17 protein-coding genes are annotated in these 18,029 nt (G+C 63.4%); 9 read left to right on the forward strand and 8 right to left on the reverse strand.

Annotation, left to right across the window (positions count from 1 at the left end; translation table 11 throughout):
- Positions 1 to 23: 23 nt before the first annotated feature.
- The 4 genes from CGK93_RS01425 to CGK93_RS23720 all read right to left on the reverse strand — a co-directional run bounded on the left by CGK93_RS01425 (position 24) and on the right by CGK93_RS23720 (position 4,165).
- Positions 24 to 1,781, reverse strand: coding sequence for a flavin reductase (locus CGK93_RS01425; RefSeq protein ID WP_089593279.1), 1,758 nt, complete (start codon positions 1,779 to 1,781; stop codon positions 24 to 26).
- A gap of 30 nt (positions 1,782 to 1,811) precedes the next feature.
- Positions 1,812 to 3,050, reverse strand: coding sequence for a styrene monooxygenase/indole monooxygenase family protein (locus CGK93_RS01430; protein ID WP_089593280.1), 1,239 nt, complete (start codon positions 3,048 to 3,050; stop codon positions 1,812 to 1,814).
- A 52-nt stretch (positions 3,051 to 3,102) separates the two neighbouring features.
- Positions 3,103 to 3,891: an SDR family oxidoreductase gene (locus CGK93_RS01435; RefSeq protein ID WP_089593281.1), complete on the reverse strand. Its 789-nt coding sequence runs from the start codon at positions 3,889 to 3,891 to the stop codon at positions 3,103 to 3,105.
- Between the two features lie 124 nt (positions 3,892 to 4,015).
- Positions 4,016 to 4,165: a hypothetical protein gene (locus tag CGK93_RS23720; protein WP_198318319.1), complete on the reverse strand. Its 150-nt coding sequence runs from the start codon at positions 4,163 to 4,165 to the stop codon at positions 4,016 to 4,018.
- 214 nt (positions 4,166 to 4,379) lie between these two features.
- Between CGK93_RS23720 and CGK93_RS01440 the strand changes: the two genes are divergently transcribed.
- Positions 4,380 to 5,303, forward strand: coding sequence for an AraC family transcriptional regulator (locus CGK93_RS01440; protein ID WP_232481507.1), 924 nt, complete (start codon positions 4,380 to 4,382; stop codon positions 5,301 to 5,303).
- A gap of 770 nt (positions 5,304 to 6,073) precedes the next feature.
- Here the strand turns inward: CGK93_RS01440 and CGK93_RS01450 are convergent.
- Positions 6,074 to 6,775, reverse strand: coding sequence for a FadR/GntR family transcriptional regulator (locus CGK93_RS01450; RefSeq protein WP_089593284.1), 702 nt, complete (start codon positions 6,773 to 6,775; stop codon positions 6,074 to 6,076).
- Positions 6,776 to 6,847: 72 nt separating this feature from the next.
- Positions 6,848 to 7,651: an alpha/beta fold hydrolase gene (locus CGK93_RS01455; RefSeq protein ID WP_089593285.1), complete on the reverse strand. Its 804-nt coding sequence runs from the start codon at positions 7,649 to 7,651 to the stop codon at positions 6,848 to 6,850.
- Positions 7,652 to 7,780: 129 nt separating this feature from the next.
- Between CGK93_RS01455 and CGK93_RS01460 the strand changes: the two genes are divergently transcribed.
- The 5 genes from CGK93_RS01460 to CGK93_RS01480 all read left to right on the forward strand — a co-directional run bounded on the left by CGK93_RS01460 (position 7,781) and on the right by CGK93_RS01480 (position 13,119).
- Complete coding sequence (locus tag CGK93_RS01460; protein WP_089593286.1) at positions 7,781 to 9,295, forward strand: four-carbon acid sugar kinase family protein; 1,515 nt, start codon at positions 7,781 to 7,783, stop codon at positions 9,293 to 9,295.
- Positions 9,296 to 9,330: 35 nt separating this feature from the next.
- Complete coding sequence (locus CGK93_RS01465; RefSeq protein WP_089593287.1) at positions 9,331 to 10,233, forward strand: NAD(P)-dependent oxidoreductase; 903 nt, start codon at positions 9,331 to 9,333, stop codon at positions 10,231 to 10,233.
- 100 nt (positions 10,234 to 10,333) lie between these two features.
- Positions 10,334 to 11,800 (forward strand): GntP family transporter, encoded by a 1,467-nt coding sequence (locus tag CGK93_RS01470; RefSeq protein ID WP_089593288.1) that lies wholly within the window; start codon positions 10,334 to 10,336, stop codon positions 11,798 to 11,800.
- Positions 11,800 to 12,675, forward strand: coding sequence for a class II fructose-bisphosphate aldolase (locus CGK93_RS01475; RefSeq protein WP_089593289.1), 876 nt, complete (start codon positions 11,800 to 11,802; stop codon positions 12,673 to 12,675). The genes CGK93_RS01470 and CGK93_RS01475 overlap by 1 nt, the downstream gene beginning before the upstream one ends.
- Positions 12,676 to 12,726: 51 nt before the next feature.
- Entirely contained in the window at positions 12,727 to 13,119 is a 393-nt protein-coding gene (locus tag CGK93_RS01480) for a DUF1304 domain-containing protein (RefSeq protein WP_089593290.1), read from the forward strand.
- Between the two features lie 15 nt (positions 13,120 to 13,134).
- Here CGK93_RS01480 and CGK93_RS01485 read toward each other — a convergent pair whose 3' ends face one another.
- Positions 13,135 to 13,554, reverse strand: a complete 420-nt coding sequence (locus CGK93_RS01485) for a VOC family protein (protein ID WP_089593291.1) — start codon at positions 13,552 to 13,554, stop codon at positions 13,135 to 13,137.
- A gap of 159 nt (positions 13,555 to 13,713) precedes the next feature.
- Between CGK93_RS01485 and CGK93_RS01490 the strand changes: the two genes are divergently transcribed.
- Positions 13,714 to 15,078, forward strand: coding sequence for an acyltransferase family protein (locus CGK93_RS01490; RefSeq protein ID WP_089593292.1), 1,365 nt, complete (start codon positions 13,714 to 13,716; stop codon positions 15,076 to 15,078).
- Positions 15,075 to 15,431 (forward strand): GNAT family N-acetyltransferase, encoded by a 357-nt coding sequence (locus tag CGK93_RS01495; RefSeq protein WP_089593293.1) that lies wholly within the window; start codon positions 15,075 to 15,077, stop codon positions 15,429 to 15,431. The genes CGK93_RS01490 and CGK93_RS01495 overlap by 4 nt, the downstream gene beginning before the upstream one ends.
- Positions 15,432 to 15,434: 3 nt before the next feature.
- Here CGK93_RS01495 and CGK93_RS01500 read toward each other — a convergent pair whose 3' ends face one another.
- Positions 15,435 to 15,845 carry a hypothetical protein gene (locus CGK93_RS01500; protein ID WP_232481508.1) on the reverse strand — a complete coding sequence of 137 codons (411 nt, stop codon included), beginning with the start codon at positions 15,843 to 15,845 and terminating at the stop codon, positions 15,435 to 15,437.
- Between the two features lie 313 nt (positions 15,846 to 16,158).
- Here CGK93_RS01500 and CGK93_RS01505 point away from each other — a divergent pair, with 313 nt between their 5' ends.
- Positions 16,159 to 17,814: a sigma-70 family RNA polymerase sigma factor gene (locus CGK93_RS01505; protein WP_089593295.1), complete on the forward strand. Its 1,656-nt coding sequence runs from the start codon at positions 16,159 to 16,161 to the stop codon at positions 17,812 to 17,814.
- Positions 17,815 to 18,029 lie beyond the last annotated feature (215 nt).

Consider the following 18,029-nt stretch of genomic DNA (forward strand, 5'->3'; position numbering starts at 1 on the left):
TTTCAGAAGTACTCAGAATGTGGCTAGAAGTCCGGGTGGCTGGCGGTTGCGTGGTATTTGCCGCCGTGGAATACCAGGGGGGCGCCGCCGTCGTAGTCGTATTTCTCCACTTCCCCCACATAGATGACGTGGTCGCCGGCGTCATGCCGTGAGACCGTGCGGCATTGGAAGGTGGCCACCGCGCCGTCCAGCAGCGGAACGCCGGCAATGCCCTCGGTGGTGTCCGTGCCGGCGAACTTGTCGATGGCGGGGGTGGCGAACTGGCGGGACAGGACGTGCTGGTCGCTGGCCAGGATGTTGATGGCGAAATGCGTGGCGTTCTCGAAGTCACCCAAGCTGGGCGAGCGTTTGCTGGGGCACCACAGCACCAAAGGAGGTTCCATGGAAACTGACGTGAACGAATTCGCGGTCATGCCCACCTTCCGGCCGTCGGCAGCAACAGTGGTCACCACGGTAACGCCTGTGGCGAATTGCCCCAACGCGCCCCTGAAATCACGGACGTCGAAAACCGAGGTGTCTTCCTCTTTGCGGGCCTGCATGAAGTCGGCTGCGGCAGTGGGATCGAACCACCACGGGTATGACGTCCGTGGATCATCGAAGCCTCCAACGATGCTGGCTGCCAGCGCCGGGTGTTCAGCGGCTTCGCTGAGGAGGGTTTTCTGGTGGTCCCTGCGAGGCTTGAGGAGGTCGTTGGTCCATTCAACCGCCCACTGGCCCCATCCACGCCAGAACTCATCGAACGTCCGCTCCATCCAGTGGCGGTCGAACGGCTGCTGGCCCCTGCGAACGATCGCATCGAGGTAATACTTTGCGGCCAGCGTCGCATTGTTTGAGCCTTGCCCGGTGAGGGGGTCGTTGAGGACCACAGCGTCGCCGAGCCCGAACACCAGCTTCCCGTTCCCGAGCTCCCCGACGGCGGACCTCACCGTTGGCGTGATACGGCCCAGAAGTGTGGCGCCGCTATCGGTCAGTTCCGCGTCGGCGAAGTTTCCGGCCTCGTGCGGGAAATGCTCGCGCAGGATTTCCAGCGAACGGTCCAGCTGCTCTTGCGGGGTCCCGACGTCGGTCCACCGGTCCATGGGGCCGCCCACCACGCCTTCGAACACCATCATGCGGCACGGCCCGGAGACGGTCAGGCCCGGGAACGTAAAGAACTCGCCGACGCCGGGGGCCATGGACATGCGGATGGCGGCGCCGCTGCTGGAGGTGCTGCCCGGTGTCGCGTCGCCCGCGACAGCACCGTCGTCGGCCGTGACGTAAGTGAGCGCCAGGACCCGCTGCGGCCGGTCGAAGGGCGACTTTGCCTTGTCGCGCGGGAAGATCTGGCCGATCTCGCCCTTGCCGGTGCTGACAATCACCAGCTCGTACTCGCGGGCGAGCTCTTCGAGCATGCGCGGAGTGACCTTCTCAATGCGGAAGTCGCCCCCGGCGGCCACGAACGTCTCGATCCAGAGTGCGCTCTTGATCCGTTGGTCGATGGAGCGGGCCGGCCCATCCAAGGGGGCCTCCCATTCGATGGGTTCTTCCGCTTCCACACGCAGCCGGATGGAGGTGATGCCCGGGACGGAGCCGGACTCGTAGAATTCCGTGAGCGCTGTCCCCATCTGGGCTTCGGCGTCGAGGGCTGTGGAGAACATGCACTGGCTGGACATGACTTTGCCGGTGCGGATCTGGGCCGCGGAGCGGTCGGACAGGAGCGTCACGGCGTAGCCGTCCCGCTGCAGGCCCAAAGCCAGCTGGGCACCGGATTCCCCGGCCCCGACGATTGCTATTTTTCGCATGGTTAAGTCCTTGCTGGCAGGGGTGTGCTATTAAACCTTGGCGGCGGAGAGGCCGGCCAGGTAGTCGGCAGCTTTGTCCGGGTACATGAACCAGTCCTGGAATTCCGGAGGGTGGTTGAAGCCGTTGGCAAAGCGGTGGGCAATGGCCGGCTCGCTGTTCGCGGCGCCCAGGAGTTCAAGGACGTGGGGCGGCGGCGGGGCCAGGAGGGCATTTGTCCAGTGTGCAACGTGCTGGGCGTAATCCCAATAGCGCTCGAACGTGGCCTGCATGAACTCTGCGTCGTAGGCTCCAATGTCCTGCCGGATGATGCTGTCCAGGTACGACGCCGCGCATTTGCTCGCGTTGTTGGACCCCTGTCCGGTGATGGGATCGTTCAACACCACGACGTCGGCCAGGCCGAGTACCTGCCGGCCGCTCGGCAGCGTGGCAATCGGGTGGCGGACGGTGGGCGCGAAGCGGCCTTGGAGAACGCCATGGGGATCGGTGAGTTCCACGTCGGTGGCCCGTTCGGCTTCCCACGGCAGGAACGTCTGCAGGATGCTTTTGGAGTTCTCCAGGTGCTCCTCAGGAGAGAGGCCTTTCCACGTGTCCATCGGGCCGCCCGGAACGCCTTCGAAGACCATGATTTCGCAGGGGCCGGTGGTGGTGAGGGCGGGGAAGACGAAGTACTCGCCAACTCCGGGGATGAGGTTGAACGAGACTGCCGAGTACTCTTCGCGGGGCTTCAAGCCCTTCACGTAGGTCAAGGCAAGGGCGCGCTGCGGGGCGTCGTAGGTGCTGCGTTCGGCGTCGCGGGTGAAGAGTTGCGCGATCTCGCCTTTACCGGCTGCCACGATCACCAGGTCCGAATTCTGCGTGTACTTTTCCAGCTCAGCTACGCCTGCGTCTTCGAAGACCAGCTCGCCGCCCCGCGCGGTGAACTCCTCCATGAACTTGGGAAACTTCACGCGCTGATCGATGGACTTGGCGTGGTCGTCCAGGCGGGAGGCCCAGCTGATGGCCTTCTCGCCCGGCACTTCGGGGTGGGGAATGGTGAAGGAGATGCCGTCCACAGTTGGCGCGTCCGGCCAGAAATCGAGCCCCAAGGACCGCTCGTGTTCCAGTGCGTTGTGGAAGATGCACTGGCTGGAGGCTACCTTTCCTTCCTGGATCTCCTGCGGTGTGCGGTTCGAGATCGTGGTGACCTGGAATCCGGCGTCCAGCAGGCCGATGCCCAGCTGCAGTCCGGACTGGCCGGCGCCGACGATGGTGATGTGGCGTTGCGTCATGGTGTTGCCCTTTTCTCTTGGTCTGTTTGGAGTGTGGGTCTGCTGCGGGTTGTCAGTTGGCGGCGAGCAAGGGGATGGTTTCTTCGGCGCGTTCAGGTCCCAACGCGGAGTAGCCGCCGTCGACGGCCCAATCGGCGCCGGTCACGAAGCTGGCTTGGTCGCTGGCGAGGAACGCGACGACGTCACCCACCTCGTGCGGGCGGCCGACGCGCTTGAGTGCGTGGAACGGTGCCGCCACGGAGTCTGTCTTCTCCAGATTCCCGTTGCTGAGGGAGTCCATGATGTTGCTCCACACCCAGCCCGGGCTGACCGAGTTGACCCGGATCCCATCCGATGCGAAGTCCACTGCCATGCTGCGGGTCACCTGCACCAAAGCAGCCTTGCTGGCGGGGTACAACCAACGGCCCGTTTGGGCCACCGAGCTGGAAATGGAGGTGAAGTTAATGATGGCGCCGTGCCCCGAAGCCTTGAGGTAGGGGCGGGCTGCGTTGCTCGCCACTACGGCGCTGACGAGGTTGACGTTCAGTGCGTCGAGCCAGTCGGCGCGGCCGGATGCGGCTCCGTCGTCCTTGTAGGTACAGGCGAGGTTCACCAGGATGTCGAGGCTGCCGTGCCGGGCTGCGGTCCCGCTGACAAGCTGGTTCACGGCGTCATCATCCGTGATGTCAGCGTGGGAGTAGGTGATCCCCTCGCCCAACCCGGCGGTGAGCGACGCGCCGTCGGGGTCTATGTCCGCCACCACCACCGTGGCTCCGGCGTCCCGCAAAGCGGTGACCACGCCCTGGCCCACTTTGGTGACTCCACCTGTGACGATCGCTGTCCTGCCTTTGAGTGCTGACATGTGCCGAACCCTTTCCCGCGATGATGATGTTACGGATATATGACGTGCGTCATATTTGCCCTGCAAGCGACTCCAGGCAGTCGCTGTCGTTCGGAATATCCACGGGGCGCGAGGATTATCCGAATTACGCAGGGTCCTCCTCTTCTTCGTGCCAGCCAACCCAGGCCGCGGAAGTGAGGCGGGTTTCCCTGGCCTGAAGCTCCGCCGCCCAGAGTTCGAAGTGACCCTGATCCCATTCATCTCGACGGTCATGTACGAGCTTGATGTTCTTCACTGGTCCTCACCTCGCTTCCGTCACTGTTATGGTTCTGTGAGCTGCGTCATACTTGTCTTAAAAGCGACTCTAGACAGCCGCTGCACTCCGGAATATCCACTTGGCGCGGGGATCATCCGAAAAGCGAAAAGACCCTGTGTAGTGGGAAAACCGGTGAAGTAGGTGGCGGATGGTGAGGATTCTTCCTCGGGACGTTCTGCGGGGGCGGCCGACTGTGGCCACCACCGACGTGGACCAAGCACACGCCAAAATTGCTGAGCTGTTTTGCAGTCACGAGCTGGCGCCGCGGACGCGCCAGTCCTCTGTGGATATGAAGCTCCGCTCCCTCCACCGCGGTGATGTGGGAATCGAGTTCCTGGACTACGGCGCGGACGTTCGGATTGAGCCGGAGGGCCTCCAGGATTTCCACTTGGTGCAGATCCCGTTGGCGGGGCACGCGTCCATGAAGGTGGGTGCGAGCACTGTGGAGTCGAGTCCGGCAATGGCCACTGTTCCTCCGCTGGACAGGCCCTTCTCCATGAGCTGGGACAGCGGCAGCCCGCACCTCATTGTGTACGTGCGGCGGGCAGCATTGGAGCGGGTGGCATGGCAGCTCAACGGCGCGGCACCTGGTGAGCTGGGCTACGGTATGGACCTTTCAGGTGGCGCCGGGCGCGCGTTCCTGAGGGCCGTCGTCGAACTTCATGACGACATGATCAGCCAGCCGCAGTCCGCGGCTCCCGCCTTTGTGCAGGGATTGTTGGCGGACAGCATGATCTCGCGCTTGCTGATGGCGATGGAGTCGCCCGGTGTGGCGGCCCGGGACGCGGCTTCGGAGGGCCGGCTGGTCCGCGAATGCCGCGAACTGTTGGAAAAGCACGCTTTCGAAGAACTCACTGTCCCTGACATCGCCGAGTGCCTGGGTGTTTCGGTCCGCACGCTGCAAACTGCCTTGCGTGCGGAAACCGGTGCGACGCCGTCTGAGTTATTGCGCAATATCAGGCTGGATCGGGCCCGGGAGATGCTGCTGGAAGCGAGCCCGCGGGAGCAGAGTGTCACGGCCGTCGCTGAGTTGTGTGGTTTCACTCACCAAGGGCGCTTCTCTGCCCTCTACGTGAAGGCCTTCGGCGAATTACCAAGCGAGAGCTTGCGCCGCTAGGCAGGAGGCGGAGACTACTCTGAATCGCGCAGAATGCGGGGCAGGAATCCCAATTGATCCAATTCCCGAACCAGAAGTGGCGTTAGTTCACTCGGGGCCAGCCGAAGCCGGTAGGATCTCTTCCCCTTGGCGATCGGTTCAATGACGCCTCGGTCCAGGAGCTTTCGAATGTCTTGACTTCGTGTCGCAGCTGAACCTGTGAATGCTGAACTAAGGTCTGCGGCCTTCACGTCAACTTTGCGCGCGATGATGGTCAAAGCCAGGGCTTCGTCCGCCGTGAAGCGCGACGAGGCGAGGCCTCTTGCGATTGCGGGAACCAACAGGCCTTCCGTAACGAAGTCCTTGTCACCGAGTTTCGCCAACCTTCTGAGGTCTGTCAGTAGTCCTTCGAGGACATACGTCGACCAGCGAATCAGGGACTCGGGTTCGAGGGAATCGGCGTCTTCGAGTCGTTCGTAGTAGAGGGCGCGGTTCTCCCCAAATACGGCCGTTGGGTTCAGCGCGTTCGCAACTGTGTGAAGACCTCGGGAGCGGTGGTTCCTTCACCTAAATCTGCGTGAACCCGTTCAAGGTCGATGATGGCTTTCGCCAGTGGAGAGCTAAAGGGGAACTCGGGAAAATCGAGTGGGTTCACGGGGAGAATGTTCCAGAGAGGTTTCCAACAATTAAGAGCATGGCCCGACTATTCCCTAGAAATCAGTGATTTCGCTAGACCCGGCCCGTGCAGGAATTAAATTATCCGAGTCCAACAATTAAGGCGCCTGTGCCAGCTACGCCTCCAGCACGTACGTCTTCAGGTCGTCCAGTGTCTGCTGCATGTGGGCATCCATGGCCAGGCGTGACTCGTTGGGATTCCGTGACTCCAAGGCCTTGGCGATCTTCCGGTGGTGTCCGATGGCGTGTTCCTGGATCTCCGGGAAAGCCGATGTTTCGGTGCGGCGCGCTTCGAGGACCCGGTGCAGCGGTTCAAAGAGCACAGCCACAAACACATTGCCGGAGGCGTGAAGAATGACGTCGTGAAAGGCGAGATCGGCTTCCACGAAGGCCGCGAGATCGTTGACTTCGTGGGCGGCCTGCATCTTGTCGACGTGTTCGCTGAGTGCCGTGAGTTCGTCGTCGGAGATACGTTCGGCGGCGAGTTCGCAGGCGCCGGTTTCCAGCATACGGCGGAGCTCGATGAGCTGGATCGCGGCGGCCGCGTCCTTGGTTCCCTCAGATGCCGCGCGCAGTACGGCTTCCAGCGATGCCCACTGATTCAGGGGATTGACGAACGTGCCGCGGCCGCGCTCGACGCTCAGAATCCGCTGCGCTTCGAGGGTCTTCATGGCCTCACGCACGGTCATTCGGCTCACCTCGTGCTTGGCGCTGAGCTCAAGCTCACCGGGGACCACTGTTCCGGGCGGAAATTCACCCGCGATGATGCGGTCCAGCAACTCATCAGCGACGACGCCGACCAGTGACTTGCGTGCCATGTATCCCCATTTCCTGTACTCCGGCCATCCTTCGTCCCGCGTCTTCCCGGGGCGGGATGGTTGTCTGACATCTTACGCTGGCGGTGGCCAGCTCGTTTCCCAAAATTCATGCAGCGCCTCGGCACATTCCTGCGGCTTCTCCCAGTGGACACTGTGGCCCGCGCCGGGAATGGCCTTCAGCTGACGCTGGGGGCTTTCGGCCACGAACGCGCGCATTTGCTCTATGGGCCGCACCCGGTCATCAGTTCCGGCGAGCACCAGCAACGGCGCGTGGACGCGCCCGGGTACTGAAGGTTCGACGCCGGTCATGGCCGCCAAGGCGCTGGCGGACAGAACGGGGAAGGGGGCATTGAATCCGGTGCTGAGCCGCACCATGTCTGCTGCCGGCAACTCCCCGTACCAGGCGTTCATGAGCTTCGCGATGGTTCCGGAATCGAAAAACCCCTGGTCCAGCTGTGACCTGAGCACCTCTTTGAAGCCTTGATTTTGCGGCACCGGTGCCATGCCCACCAGGGTCAGTGAGGCCACCAACTCGGGGCGGGCCGCCGCCAGCGTCAGCGAAACACTGCCACCCATCGAGTGCCCCACCACGTGCACGGGACCCTGGGTCTTGGCGTCAAGGGTGGCTGCTACCGAAGCAGCCGCCGAGTCCAAGGTCCATTCGAAATCCGACGGCAGGAAATCTCCCGGGTGGTAGCCGGGGAGGTCGAGAATCCAGACTTCGCGGCCGGCGTCGAGCAGTTTCTTCGCCAGTGGTTCCCAGTACACCGAGCCTGACGCCCAGCCGTGGATCAGGACGGCGGGCATCGGCTGACCTGCGGGAATGGCAGGCGTGAGGACGTCCACGAACGGGAGCGGAACCACGTTGTCAGCCATGCCCCCAGCCTAGTGACGTGGAGCATCTTGCGCGGTGAGGAGCCGTGTGTCACACTAATTCAAATGTTAGATGTCTGACATCTTACATTCACTAAACCGCTACACAGATTTCCCACGATGGAGTGCACAGTGACCCTTGAAGCAGACGTTCTGGCCGCTTTCCCGGCGGAAGTCCAGATTCCCGCTCAGCTGGTTGCCGACGCCGTTGCCGCGTCCGCCGCCACCACCCCGCGCGTGCTGGTTGTCCTCGACGACGACCCCACGGGCACGCAGTCCGTTGCGGATCTTGCCGTGCTCACCCGCTGGGAGGTTGAGGATTTCACGTGGGCCTTCACCCACATCCGTGAGAACCAGACCCAGGCCGCTGTTTACGTTCTGACCAACACCCGCAGCCTTGACCCGGCCGAGGCCGCGGCCCGCAACGAGGAAATTGTCCGCAATGCCCTCGCTGCGGCGTCGGGCACCGTTGTTGGTCCTCGGCTGCGCCTGGGATTCGTCAGCCGCAGCGACTCCACCCTCCGTGGTCACTACCCGCTGGAGCCGGACGTCATCGCCGCTACCGTTGCCGCCGAAACCGGTGAACCCACCGACGGCGTAGTGATCGTTCCGGCATTCCCCGACGCCGGCCGCGTCACCATCGGCGGTGTCCACTACATGAGGGGAGACGCTGGCACACTCACCCCTGTGGCCGAGACGGAATTCGCGAAGGATGCGAGCTTCGGCTTCAAGAACTCCGAGATGGCCAAGTATGTGGAGGAGAAGTCACAGGGCCGATTCCCGGCGGGCGACGTGATCGTGCTTGACCTGAACATCATCCGCGCCGGAGCTTCCGCCCAGGACCCCACCATCTCCGCCAAGGCCATCGCCGACGCCCTGGAGTCCGCCACCAGCTCCACCCCGATCGTGGCCGACATCGTCACCGAGAACGACTTCCGCGCCCTCGCCCTGGGCCTCGAAGAAGCCGAACGCCGCGGCAAGAAACTCCTCTACCGCGTGGGCCCGCCGTTCGTCCGCGGAAGGATCGGCCAGGAAATCCGCACGGCACTGACCTCCGAAGAGGCGTTCGCGGGCAATACTCCCTCTGCAGCCGGCGGCTTGATCGTGGTGGGCTCGCACGTTGGCGTCACCACCCGCCAGCTCAATGACCTCACAGCCGCGCACAGCTCGGCGCGCACCATCGAGATCGATGTCGAGAAACTTATTGCCGGTACCGAAACCGCGGGCGAAGCAGAAGCCGACGCCTACATCGGAACCGTCGTGTCCGACGTCGTCGATGCCCTCCACCATGGTGACGTCATCGTCCACACCAGCCGCCTGCTCATCAAAACCGACGACGCCGCCGCGAGCCTGAAGATCGCCCGCACGGTCTCCGCCGCCGTCGTCGCCGTGGTGAACCGGACCCTGAAAACCTTTCCGCCGCGGTTCGTCATCGCCAAGGGCGGCATCACGTCCTCGGACGTCGCCGCACACGGCCTGGAAATCCGCCACGCAATTGTGCGAGGCCCCATGCTGCCCGGCATCGTCTCGCTCTGGGAGCCGGTGGACGGCCCCGCCAAAGGCATCCCGTACATCGTTTTCGCGGGCAACGTCGGCGACGACCAATCCCTGACTGAAGTCACCCGCAAGCTCAGCTCTACTTTCTAGAACGCCCGGCCCCAAAAAATTCAATGGAGAACACCATGACCAGCAGCAATTACACCGTCACCGTCCTGGGCCTCGGCGCCATGGGCCTGCCCATGGCAACCCGCCTCGCGTCCGAGCTCACCGTCCACGGCTTCGACATCGCCGAGCCGCGCCTTGAACTCGCCGCAGCCGCCGGGATCAAGACGTTCGCGTCAGCCCGTGAGGCCTCCGATGGTGCCGACGCGCTGCTCCTGGCCGTCCGCAACGGCGAGCAGCTCAACGATGTCCTCTTCGGCGAGAACGGCGTTGCCTCGGTACTGAAGCCGGGCGCCGTCGTGATCCTCGGCAGCACCGTCGGAACAGAGGCCATCCCGGCCACGGTGGAAAAGCTTGCGGAATACGGCGTGGCCCTGGTTGATGCACCGCTGTCCGGTGGACCCAAGCGTGCCGGCGAGGGCGACCTGCTGATCGTCGTGGGTGCAGAGCCCGAGGCACTCGAAAAGGCGCGCCCTGCTTTGGAACTACTGGCCTCCACCCTGAGCATCGTCGGCGACAAGCCCGGCGACGGCCAGGCACTCAAAACCGTCAACCAGCTCCTCTGCGGCGTGCACATCGCCGCCGCTGCCGAGGCCATGGCCCTTGCCGACGCCCTCGGCCTGGACCAGGCGAAGACCCTCGCCGCCCTCGAAGCCGGAGCCGCCGGTTCCTTCATGCTGTCCAACCGTGGTCCGCGCATCCTCGAGGCCTACTCCGAAGACGGCGCCGAAGTCCTCAGCCGCCTCGATATCTTCGTCAAGGACATGGGCATCGTGGGCAAAGCGACCCGCGCCGCCGGCCTCGCTGCACCTGTAGCTGCCGCTGCTGAACAGCTCTATCTTCTCGGCCAGGCCCAGGGCCTCGCCGCTGCCGACGACTCCGCCGTCATCAAGGTTGTCGCGCCCGCAAAGCGCACCGCCTAACCACCCCATAAGAACGCGCGACGACGGCGATCCCCCTTCGCCGTCGCCGCCACCTCCCGCCGGTCTTCTTTAGACTGGTATGTCAAAGGAGACACCCCCAATGAATCCCCTCGTTAACTCGTTGATGGTTCAGGCGGCCGACGCCCCCGCCATCAAACCCGCAGTGGAGCTGGGAACACCCCTTCTGCTGACCATTGCCGCAGCCGGAATCGCTTTGCTGCTGGTGCTGATCATCCGCTTCAAGATCCAGGCCTTCGTTGCGCTGCTGGCAGTCAGCATTGTGGTGGGTGTTGCCGCACAGATTCCGCTCAAGGACATCTTCACCGTGGTGACCACGGGCGTTGGCAGCACCATGGGCAAGGTCGCCTTGCTGATCGCACTCGGGGCCATCCTCGGGCGCATGATCGAGGTTTCCGGGGGCGTGCAGTCCCTGGCTACCCACTTCACTGAGAAGCTCGGCGCCAAACGCGTCGCTGTCGCGCTGACCGCCGTCGGCTTCCTGGTGGCGATCCCCGTGTTCTTCGAGGTTGGCGTGATCGTCCTGGTCCCGATCGTCTACGCCTTCGCCAAGATCGCCAACGTTCACCCCATCAAGTTCGGCCTGCCCATGGCCGGCATCATGCTGTCCATCCACGTCGCTGTCCCGCCGCACCCGGGCATCGTTGCAGGTGCAGGCGTCTTCGGCGCGGACATCGGGCTGATCACCATGATCTCGCTTATTATCTGCATTCCCCTCGGATTCCTGTCCTACTGGGTTGCCAGCATCATGAACCGCAAGGAATACGAGTTGCTGCCCGGCGTCAAGCAGCAGGTTGACGAGTTCGGCTCAGACTCCCTGGTCCACGTCGGCCATGACGGTCCCGGCGCCCGCGCCATCGCCCCTCCGCGTCCCGGCCTGATCATGTTCCTGATCGCCGCGCCCATCGCCCAGATCCTCCTCGGCACCGTCGGCACGCTGACCATACCCAAGGACAACTACTGGTACGGCGTGGCCGCGTTCATCGGCAACCCTTTCTTTGCGCTCCTCGTAGCCGTGGCCCTCTCCTTCTTCCTGCTTGCTGTCCGCCGCAATTGGTCGCTCAAGGAAACCGGCGAGATCTTCGAAGGCGCGTTGCCTCCCATCGCCTCCATCCTCATGGTGGTTGCTGCCGGTGGCGTCTTCGGCGAAGTCCTCCGCACCTCGGGCATCGGCGCTGCCCTTTCCCACACCTTGGACAGCCTCGGCCTGCCCGTGATCGTTCTCGGCTTCATCATCTCCCTGGCACTGCGCGCCGCCCAGGGTTCCGCAACCGTCGCCATCGTGACCACCACCGGCCTTCTGACCTCCGCTGTGATGGAAGGCGGCTACACGCCGGCCCAGATCGCCGTGATCGTCATTGCCATCGGCTTTGGCTCGCTGGGCCTGTCCCACGTGACTGACGCCGGCTTCTGGACCGTGATCCGTTACTACGGCCTCACAGTGTCCGACGGCCTCAAGACCTGGACTGTCCTCACCACCATCCTGGGCCTGGCCGGCTTCGCGCTGACGTACGTCGCCTGGATCCTGGTGGGAGGCCTGGCCCACTGATGCGCACCAAACTCGATCACCTGGTCACCTCTGCGCTGGCCGATGGTTCCGCAGTTCCGGCCTTCACCTGCTACGACTTCACTACAGCCCTTGCCGTTGTTGGCGCGGCGGAGGACGCTCGTCTGGGCGTGATCCTGCTGGTCGCTCCGAAGACTGCGTCCACTGCCAACGGCCTGAGGCTCATCACGGCCCTGCGTGGCCTGGCTGACTCGGCGAGTGTTCCCGTCTCTGTCCAGCTGGACCACGCGTCGGATCTGCAGGTCATTCGTGATTCTGTGGCCGCCGGTGCTGACGCGGTGCTCGCCGATGGTTCGACCTTGCCCTATGAGGACAACATCGCCCTGGTCCGCGAAGTCCGAGCCGCGCTGGACGTGCAAGGTGCTGCCGACGTCGTGATCGAAGCAGAACTCGGCGGCCTTGCCGGCGACGAGGACAGGGCGTTCGGTACTGACGATTCAGCGCACGACGCCGGAACGTCAGTTGCGGGGCTCACTGACCCGGCGCAGGTGGCTGACTTCGTTGAACGAACCGGGGCGCAACTCCTGGCCATTGCGGTGGGGAACGTGCACGGCAAGTACAAGGGCGAGCCCAACATCCGCTGGGACGTGCTGCAGGACGTCGCAGCACGGACTGACGTTCCGCTGGTGCTCCACGGTGCCTCCGGCATCCCCGCCGATGAGCTCGCGAAAGCCCCTTCGCTGCGGGTTGGCAAAGTGAACTTCAACACCGAACTGCGCACCGGAATCCTGTCCACGCTGGAATCTGAAACCGCAGCGCACAGGGCCGATGGCGAGAATCTGCAAGGCCTGCTGTCCAAGTGGAACGTCTCTGCTGCGACCTTCGCCGGCGCCACCCTGGAGTTGCTCAGCGCCTGACGGGCAGCGCGGCACCCAAGACGGGTATTAAAGGGAGGCTAGGATCAAATCATGATCCTGGCCTCCCTGATTTTTGCGTCGATAGCTGCCCTGCTCCACGTTTACATCTTCACCATGGAGTCCATTACCTGGACCAAGCCCAAGACCTGGAAAACGTTCAGCATCACTTCACAGGCTGACGCGGAAACCACCAAACCGCTCGCCTACAACCAGGGCTTTTACAATCTCTTCCTGGCCATCGGAGCCTTGATCGGCATCGTCGCAGTGGCCATGGGCGTCCCGCAGGTGGGCTGGACCCTGGTCTTCAGCAGTTGCGGTTCCATGCTTCTGGCAGCTTTGGTCCTCGCCGCAAGCGGCAAGAAGTACCTCCGCGCAGCGACCCTCCAAGGAACCACGCCGCTGCTCGCCGTCGTGCTTGGTGTCCTGGCACTGACTCTTAGCTAGGACCCAAGTTCCCGGCTAGGACTCCGGCGGTCCGTCCTGGGCTGCGGCTTCGTCCATCCAGACCACTTCCCAGTGGTGTCCATCCAAGTCACGGAACGCCCGGCTGTACATGAATCCCATGTCCATGGGGTCGTAGGTTTCGGAACCTCCGGCGTCCAGGGCCTTGGCGGCCAAGGCATCCACCTCTTCACGGCTGTCGGCCGAAATGGCGACTATTGCCGCCGTCGAGTTGTGGGTGTCCGCGATGGGCTGCTTGGTGAACTCGGCAAACTTGGCGTGGGTCAGGAGCATGGCGAAAATGGTGTCGCTGAAGACCACACAGGCGGCGGTTTCATCGGTGAAGTTCGGATTGATGGAGTAGCCAAGGGCCGTATAGAAGGCCTTGGACGCCTCGAGGTCGCTGACGGGGAGGTTCACGAATATGGACGTAGTCATGGCTTCGATCCTGCCGGTGTTTCGCCGTCCCGTCCAGACCCCAAAAACCAGTGGTGGATGACCCGCCGATACCCAGCCATATCCAGCCTGCTGGCTCCGCCCCTTCGACGGGCGGACAATGGAGTCAACACGCAGGTGCGTGGGTTCCAAGGGAGAGCCATGGAGCGGGAATCGCAAGCGCACCCTCGCGCACGCCGGGACGCGGTGGCGCAGAGGGATCCGGCGATCGACCTTGTCCGGTTCACGTGCCTGCTCCTGGTGGTAGCCGCGCATTGCATGATGGCCAACCCTGTTCTGCAGAAGGACGGGACGGTCACCACGGAGAACGTGCTCATGGAGCAAAGCTGGTTTACCCCTGTGGCCTGGGCCCTCATGATCGTTCCACTGTTCTTCGTCCTGGGCGGTGTGACGGGCTTGCAGTCGTGGCGGCGCCTGAGAGCCCGCGGCGGTACCGGACTTGACTTCGCCCAACTCCGGCTCCTCCGACTGGTCCGCCCCGCCATGGCATTGCTCGCCGTCATGTGGGGAGGGCTGTGGGTCGCGCTGCTGCTGGGTGTCCACCCCCAGGTCATCCAGCTCATGACCACCGGCGCCGCCATGCCGCTGTGGTTCCTGGCCGCCTACCTCACGGCGCAGCTCAGCGTTCCACTCCTGGCCAGGTTGCACGAACGCGCACCACTGCCGACGCTCGCCGCGTTGGTGGCGCTGATCATCACCGTCGACTCCCTTCGAGGCGCACTTCCCGTGCTCGCGTTCACCAACCTGATCTTCGTATGGTGTGCGGTCCAGCAGTTGGGTTTCCTCATAGCGGATGGCTTCTTGGAACAGCGCAGCCGTACCTGGCTGGTGGGTGTCATTGTCTCCAGCAACCTGTTGTTGGGACTGGTGACGGGGGTGGCTGTTTATCCGGGCAACATGGTGGTCAATATCAACCCACCCAACCTGTGCTTGCTGCTGTTGGGCATCTCGCAGGCCGCAACACTTCAGCTGCTCCGCAACGGCATTGCATGGCTCGCGGGAGTCCGCTGGATCCAGGCAGTCATTGCCGTGGCCGGCCGCAGGTCCATGACGGTTTATCTGTGGCATCTTCCGCTGCTGGTGGGCATGTCAGGGTTGTTGTTGCTCACCGACGTGCCCAAACCCGCAGGTGCCACGCCGGAGTGGTGGTGGGCCAGGATCCCTGTTTTCCTTGCCGTGGTCGCCTTGCTGGTGCCGGTGGTGTGGCTTTGTGGCTGGTTGGAGAACCGTCCGACGGCGGCAAGCCACGCGCGGGGTCCCTCGCGTGCCGCTGTGGTGACGGCCGCCGTCGTCGTTTTGTTCCCGCTTGCGGACGCCGCGTTAAACGGCCTGACGCTTGCCTTGTTGGGTGGGGGAGCGGCGTGCTTTGCCCTTTCAGTCCTGTTGCTGGGCAAGGTTCCGACGCCGGTGCTGCCGCCATCGCCTGAACTTAAGATCCAAGAGCGGCGCGGCGGTCAGGTGTCCACGTTGCCAGAGCCAGGTTTAAGTGCCAATCTCGAACCATGACCGAGCACACGGATTCACTGGCAGAATCGTTCCGTCCTGGCGTCACTACGGTGCGCAACGACAAATTCCACCGCTATGAGCTGCATGTAGACGGCGAGTTGGCCGTGATCTCCCAATTCCTTGATCGGCCCGGTCACATCGACTTCATCCACACGGAAACCAAGCCCGGGTTCAACGGGCAGGGCCTGGCAAAAGTCCTGGCGCACTTTGCACTGGACGATGTTGTGGCGTCCGGCAAGCGCATCATCCCGCATTGCCCGTACATCGCCGCGTACCTGAAAAAGCACGAAGGATATGAGCAGGATGTTGATTGGCCCGCCGAGAAGCCGGTCGGCGAACCGGACAACGAGTAGGGCCTAAGCGGGCACCGACTGCTCTGCGTTCTTCCGTCGCTTCAGTGGCTGGCCCGCCCTGTCCGCTGGGAAGGGCCAGTCCTTCCGTGCGCCGCTGAGGGAGACGATTGCGTCATTTTCATCGGAAACAACCTGGCCGCGGCAGGTGGCATGGACCTGCATGGCGCTGACCAGGCTGCCCCCGTGGATATGGTCGGCCTCGGTCACCAAATACGAAAAGCTCCGCATCACCGATTGCCCGGGGGCCAGCAGCCGGATCCGAAGGTCGCGCTCAACGGGTTCCGAGGTATAGCGCAGCACCTCCATGCCCTCGTTGGTGAAGGACCGGGGTACCAGCGTCACGTCCCGCAGGTGGCTTGCGGAGCGGTTGATGATCCATGCGGTGAAGATAACGGTATCTCCTGGAATTGCCACGGGTCGGTCCGCTCCGTAGACCAAAGTGGGGCGCCCCGCATTCTTCTTGCGGGTGAGTGGACCTGATCTGCGCGGCGGCAATCCACGGACAATAGCACTCGGTTGCTGCGCTCCGTCCTTATGGACAGCACGCATCAGTTTCAGGAATGGGCGGGGGCGGCGGATGTCCATGGTTCCTCGATTCGCGCCAAGGTTCAGGGGGTCATGTTTATTAGTGCGGCCAAGGTTGGGATCGTGACGCGAAAGTAGGGTTCTTTACAGGCACGGGACGCTCGGTTCAAGTCACACGGTTTCGGATGTCACACTATTGTTTATGGATCAAGTAGTTGCGGTCAGCGTCGATGGGGCGTCACCACTTTCGGTGACGGCCACTGCCAGCGATCCGAAGATCATTGCTTTGGTGCGTGAAGGCGCCACGGAGGCCTTCGACGTGCTCTATCAGCGGCACATGAAAGTGGCGCAGTTTGTTGCCCGCTCCCAAACGGACAACCCGAGCGACGCGGATGATGTGGTGGCCGAGTCTTTCGCCACGATTTTTCAGCTGCTGACGGAAGGCAAAGGACCCAAAGAGTTTTTCCGGTCCTACCTCCTGACCGTGGTGCGGCGCACCGCCCACGATCGAAACCGCAAAGCCCGCCGGATGCCCACAGCGGAGGATGACGCCATCCTCGATGCTCCGGTCCTGGACAACGATCAAGTAGTCAGCGAACTTGAGTCGAGCATGATGGCCAAGGCATTCAAATCCCTGCCGGAGCGCTGGCAGGCTGTTCTGTGGCACCTGGATATCGAGGGCCTCAAGCCTGCAGCGGCCGCTCCCTTCGTGGGCCTGACCCCCAACGGTGTCTCGGCGTTGGCGCTCAGGGCCAGGGAAGGCCTGCGCCAGGCTTACCTCCAACAGCACATCAGCCGGACAGTGGATCAGGCCTGTGACGAATACGCCAGCCAGTTGGGGAAGTACGCCCGTAATGCGTTGAAGCGCACTTCCACGGAGAAGGTCGGTGCACACCTGGAAGGTTGCGCGAAATGCACGGCCTTGCTGATTGAACTCAATGACATCCAGGGCGGCATGCGCTCCGTCCTCTTCCCTCTGCTGACAGGGATCACCTTCACCCCGGCGGCAGCAGGGGCGATCGGCTTCGGTGGCACTGCTACGGGTGTGGCCAACGGCGGCGCCGGGAGTACCGCTGCACCCGGAAATATGGCTACGCAGGGCATCCGTGGCCTCAGCAACGCGTGGAAGGTGACGGCCGCCCTGGTAGTGGGCGTCATGGCGTTGGCAGGGACCCTCATGTGGTTCTTTCAGCCCAGCCCGGCGTCGCAGTCCACGGCGACGTCCGAGGCCGTCTCCAACCTTCCATCAGCCCAGGAGACGTCGTTGCCCACGGCGACCCCACTCCCCGCCGCGTCCTTGCCCGCAGTACCGGAACCTCCGGCCGTCGAGGCTCCACGGGCAAATCCCTCTCCCGATAGTCCGGTGGCAGTGCTGCCGGAACCTCCCGCCGTCGTGATTCCACCAGCCCCGGCCCCGCAGCGGAAGGCTGTTGTAGTGGACTCCGGTACGGTGACGTCGACGCCGGCACCCGGTGGTGTGCCTCCTGCGGCAACCGCTACCCAAACGGTTGACGCCAAGTTCACGGCTGCGCAGGGCGCGAACCCGACCGAGCGGGAGCTGAAAGTGCAGTTCTCGCTTCAAGGGCAGGGCATGCCGACTACCGGCCAAGTGGACTTCACCCTGCCGGACGGGGCAACGTTCCTGGCTGGAAAAACTGTCGCTCCCGCAGGGTGGACCTGCGCCGGTGTCTCTGGGGGAGACCGCCAGATCCGGTGCAGCACCGACTCCGTGGCTGGTACCGACCTCGCGTTCACCGTGGGAGTAGCCCTTCCTGCATCCGCCGTGACTGGAACGTTGGACTACCGGTTTGCCGGGCAGGGTGTCATCACCAAGAACTTCACCAATACGTTCAGCTAGGCACTCGAACCCAGCCCCAAAGCCCTAGGGGCCAGGGCTGCCGCGGGGTGGCGCTGTCTTTCGACGCGCCGGCATGCCCTCTCTCCAACGTCCTTTCCAGGGTCTTTTTCAAAATTTCTGCATTCTCTCCTTTTTTTCGCGTCACGAAGAGACGTCTCTGTCCACTGGAGTACTGGCGAGTAGCCTAGCTCGACGCCGATTCGCTTCTGTGGGTC

Origin of the sequence: Arthrobacter sp. YN, assembly GCF_002224285.1 — a bacterium.
Taxonomy (GTDB): domain Bacteria; phylum Actinomycetota; class Actinomycetes; order Actinomycetales; family Micrococcaceae; genus Arthrobacter.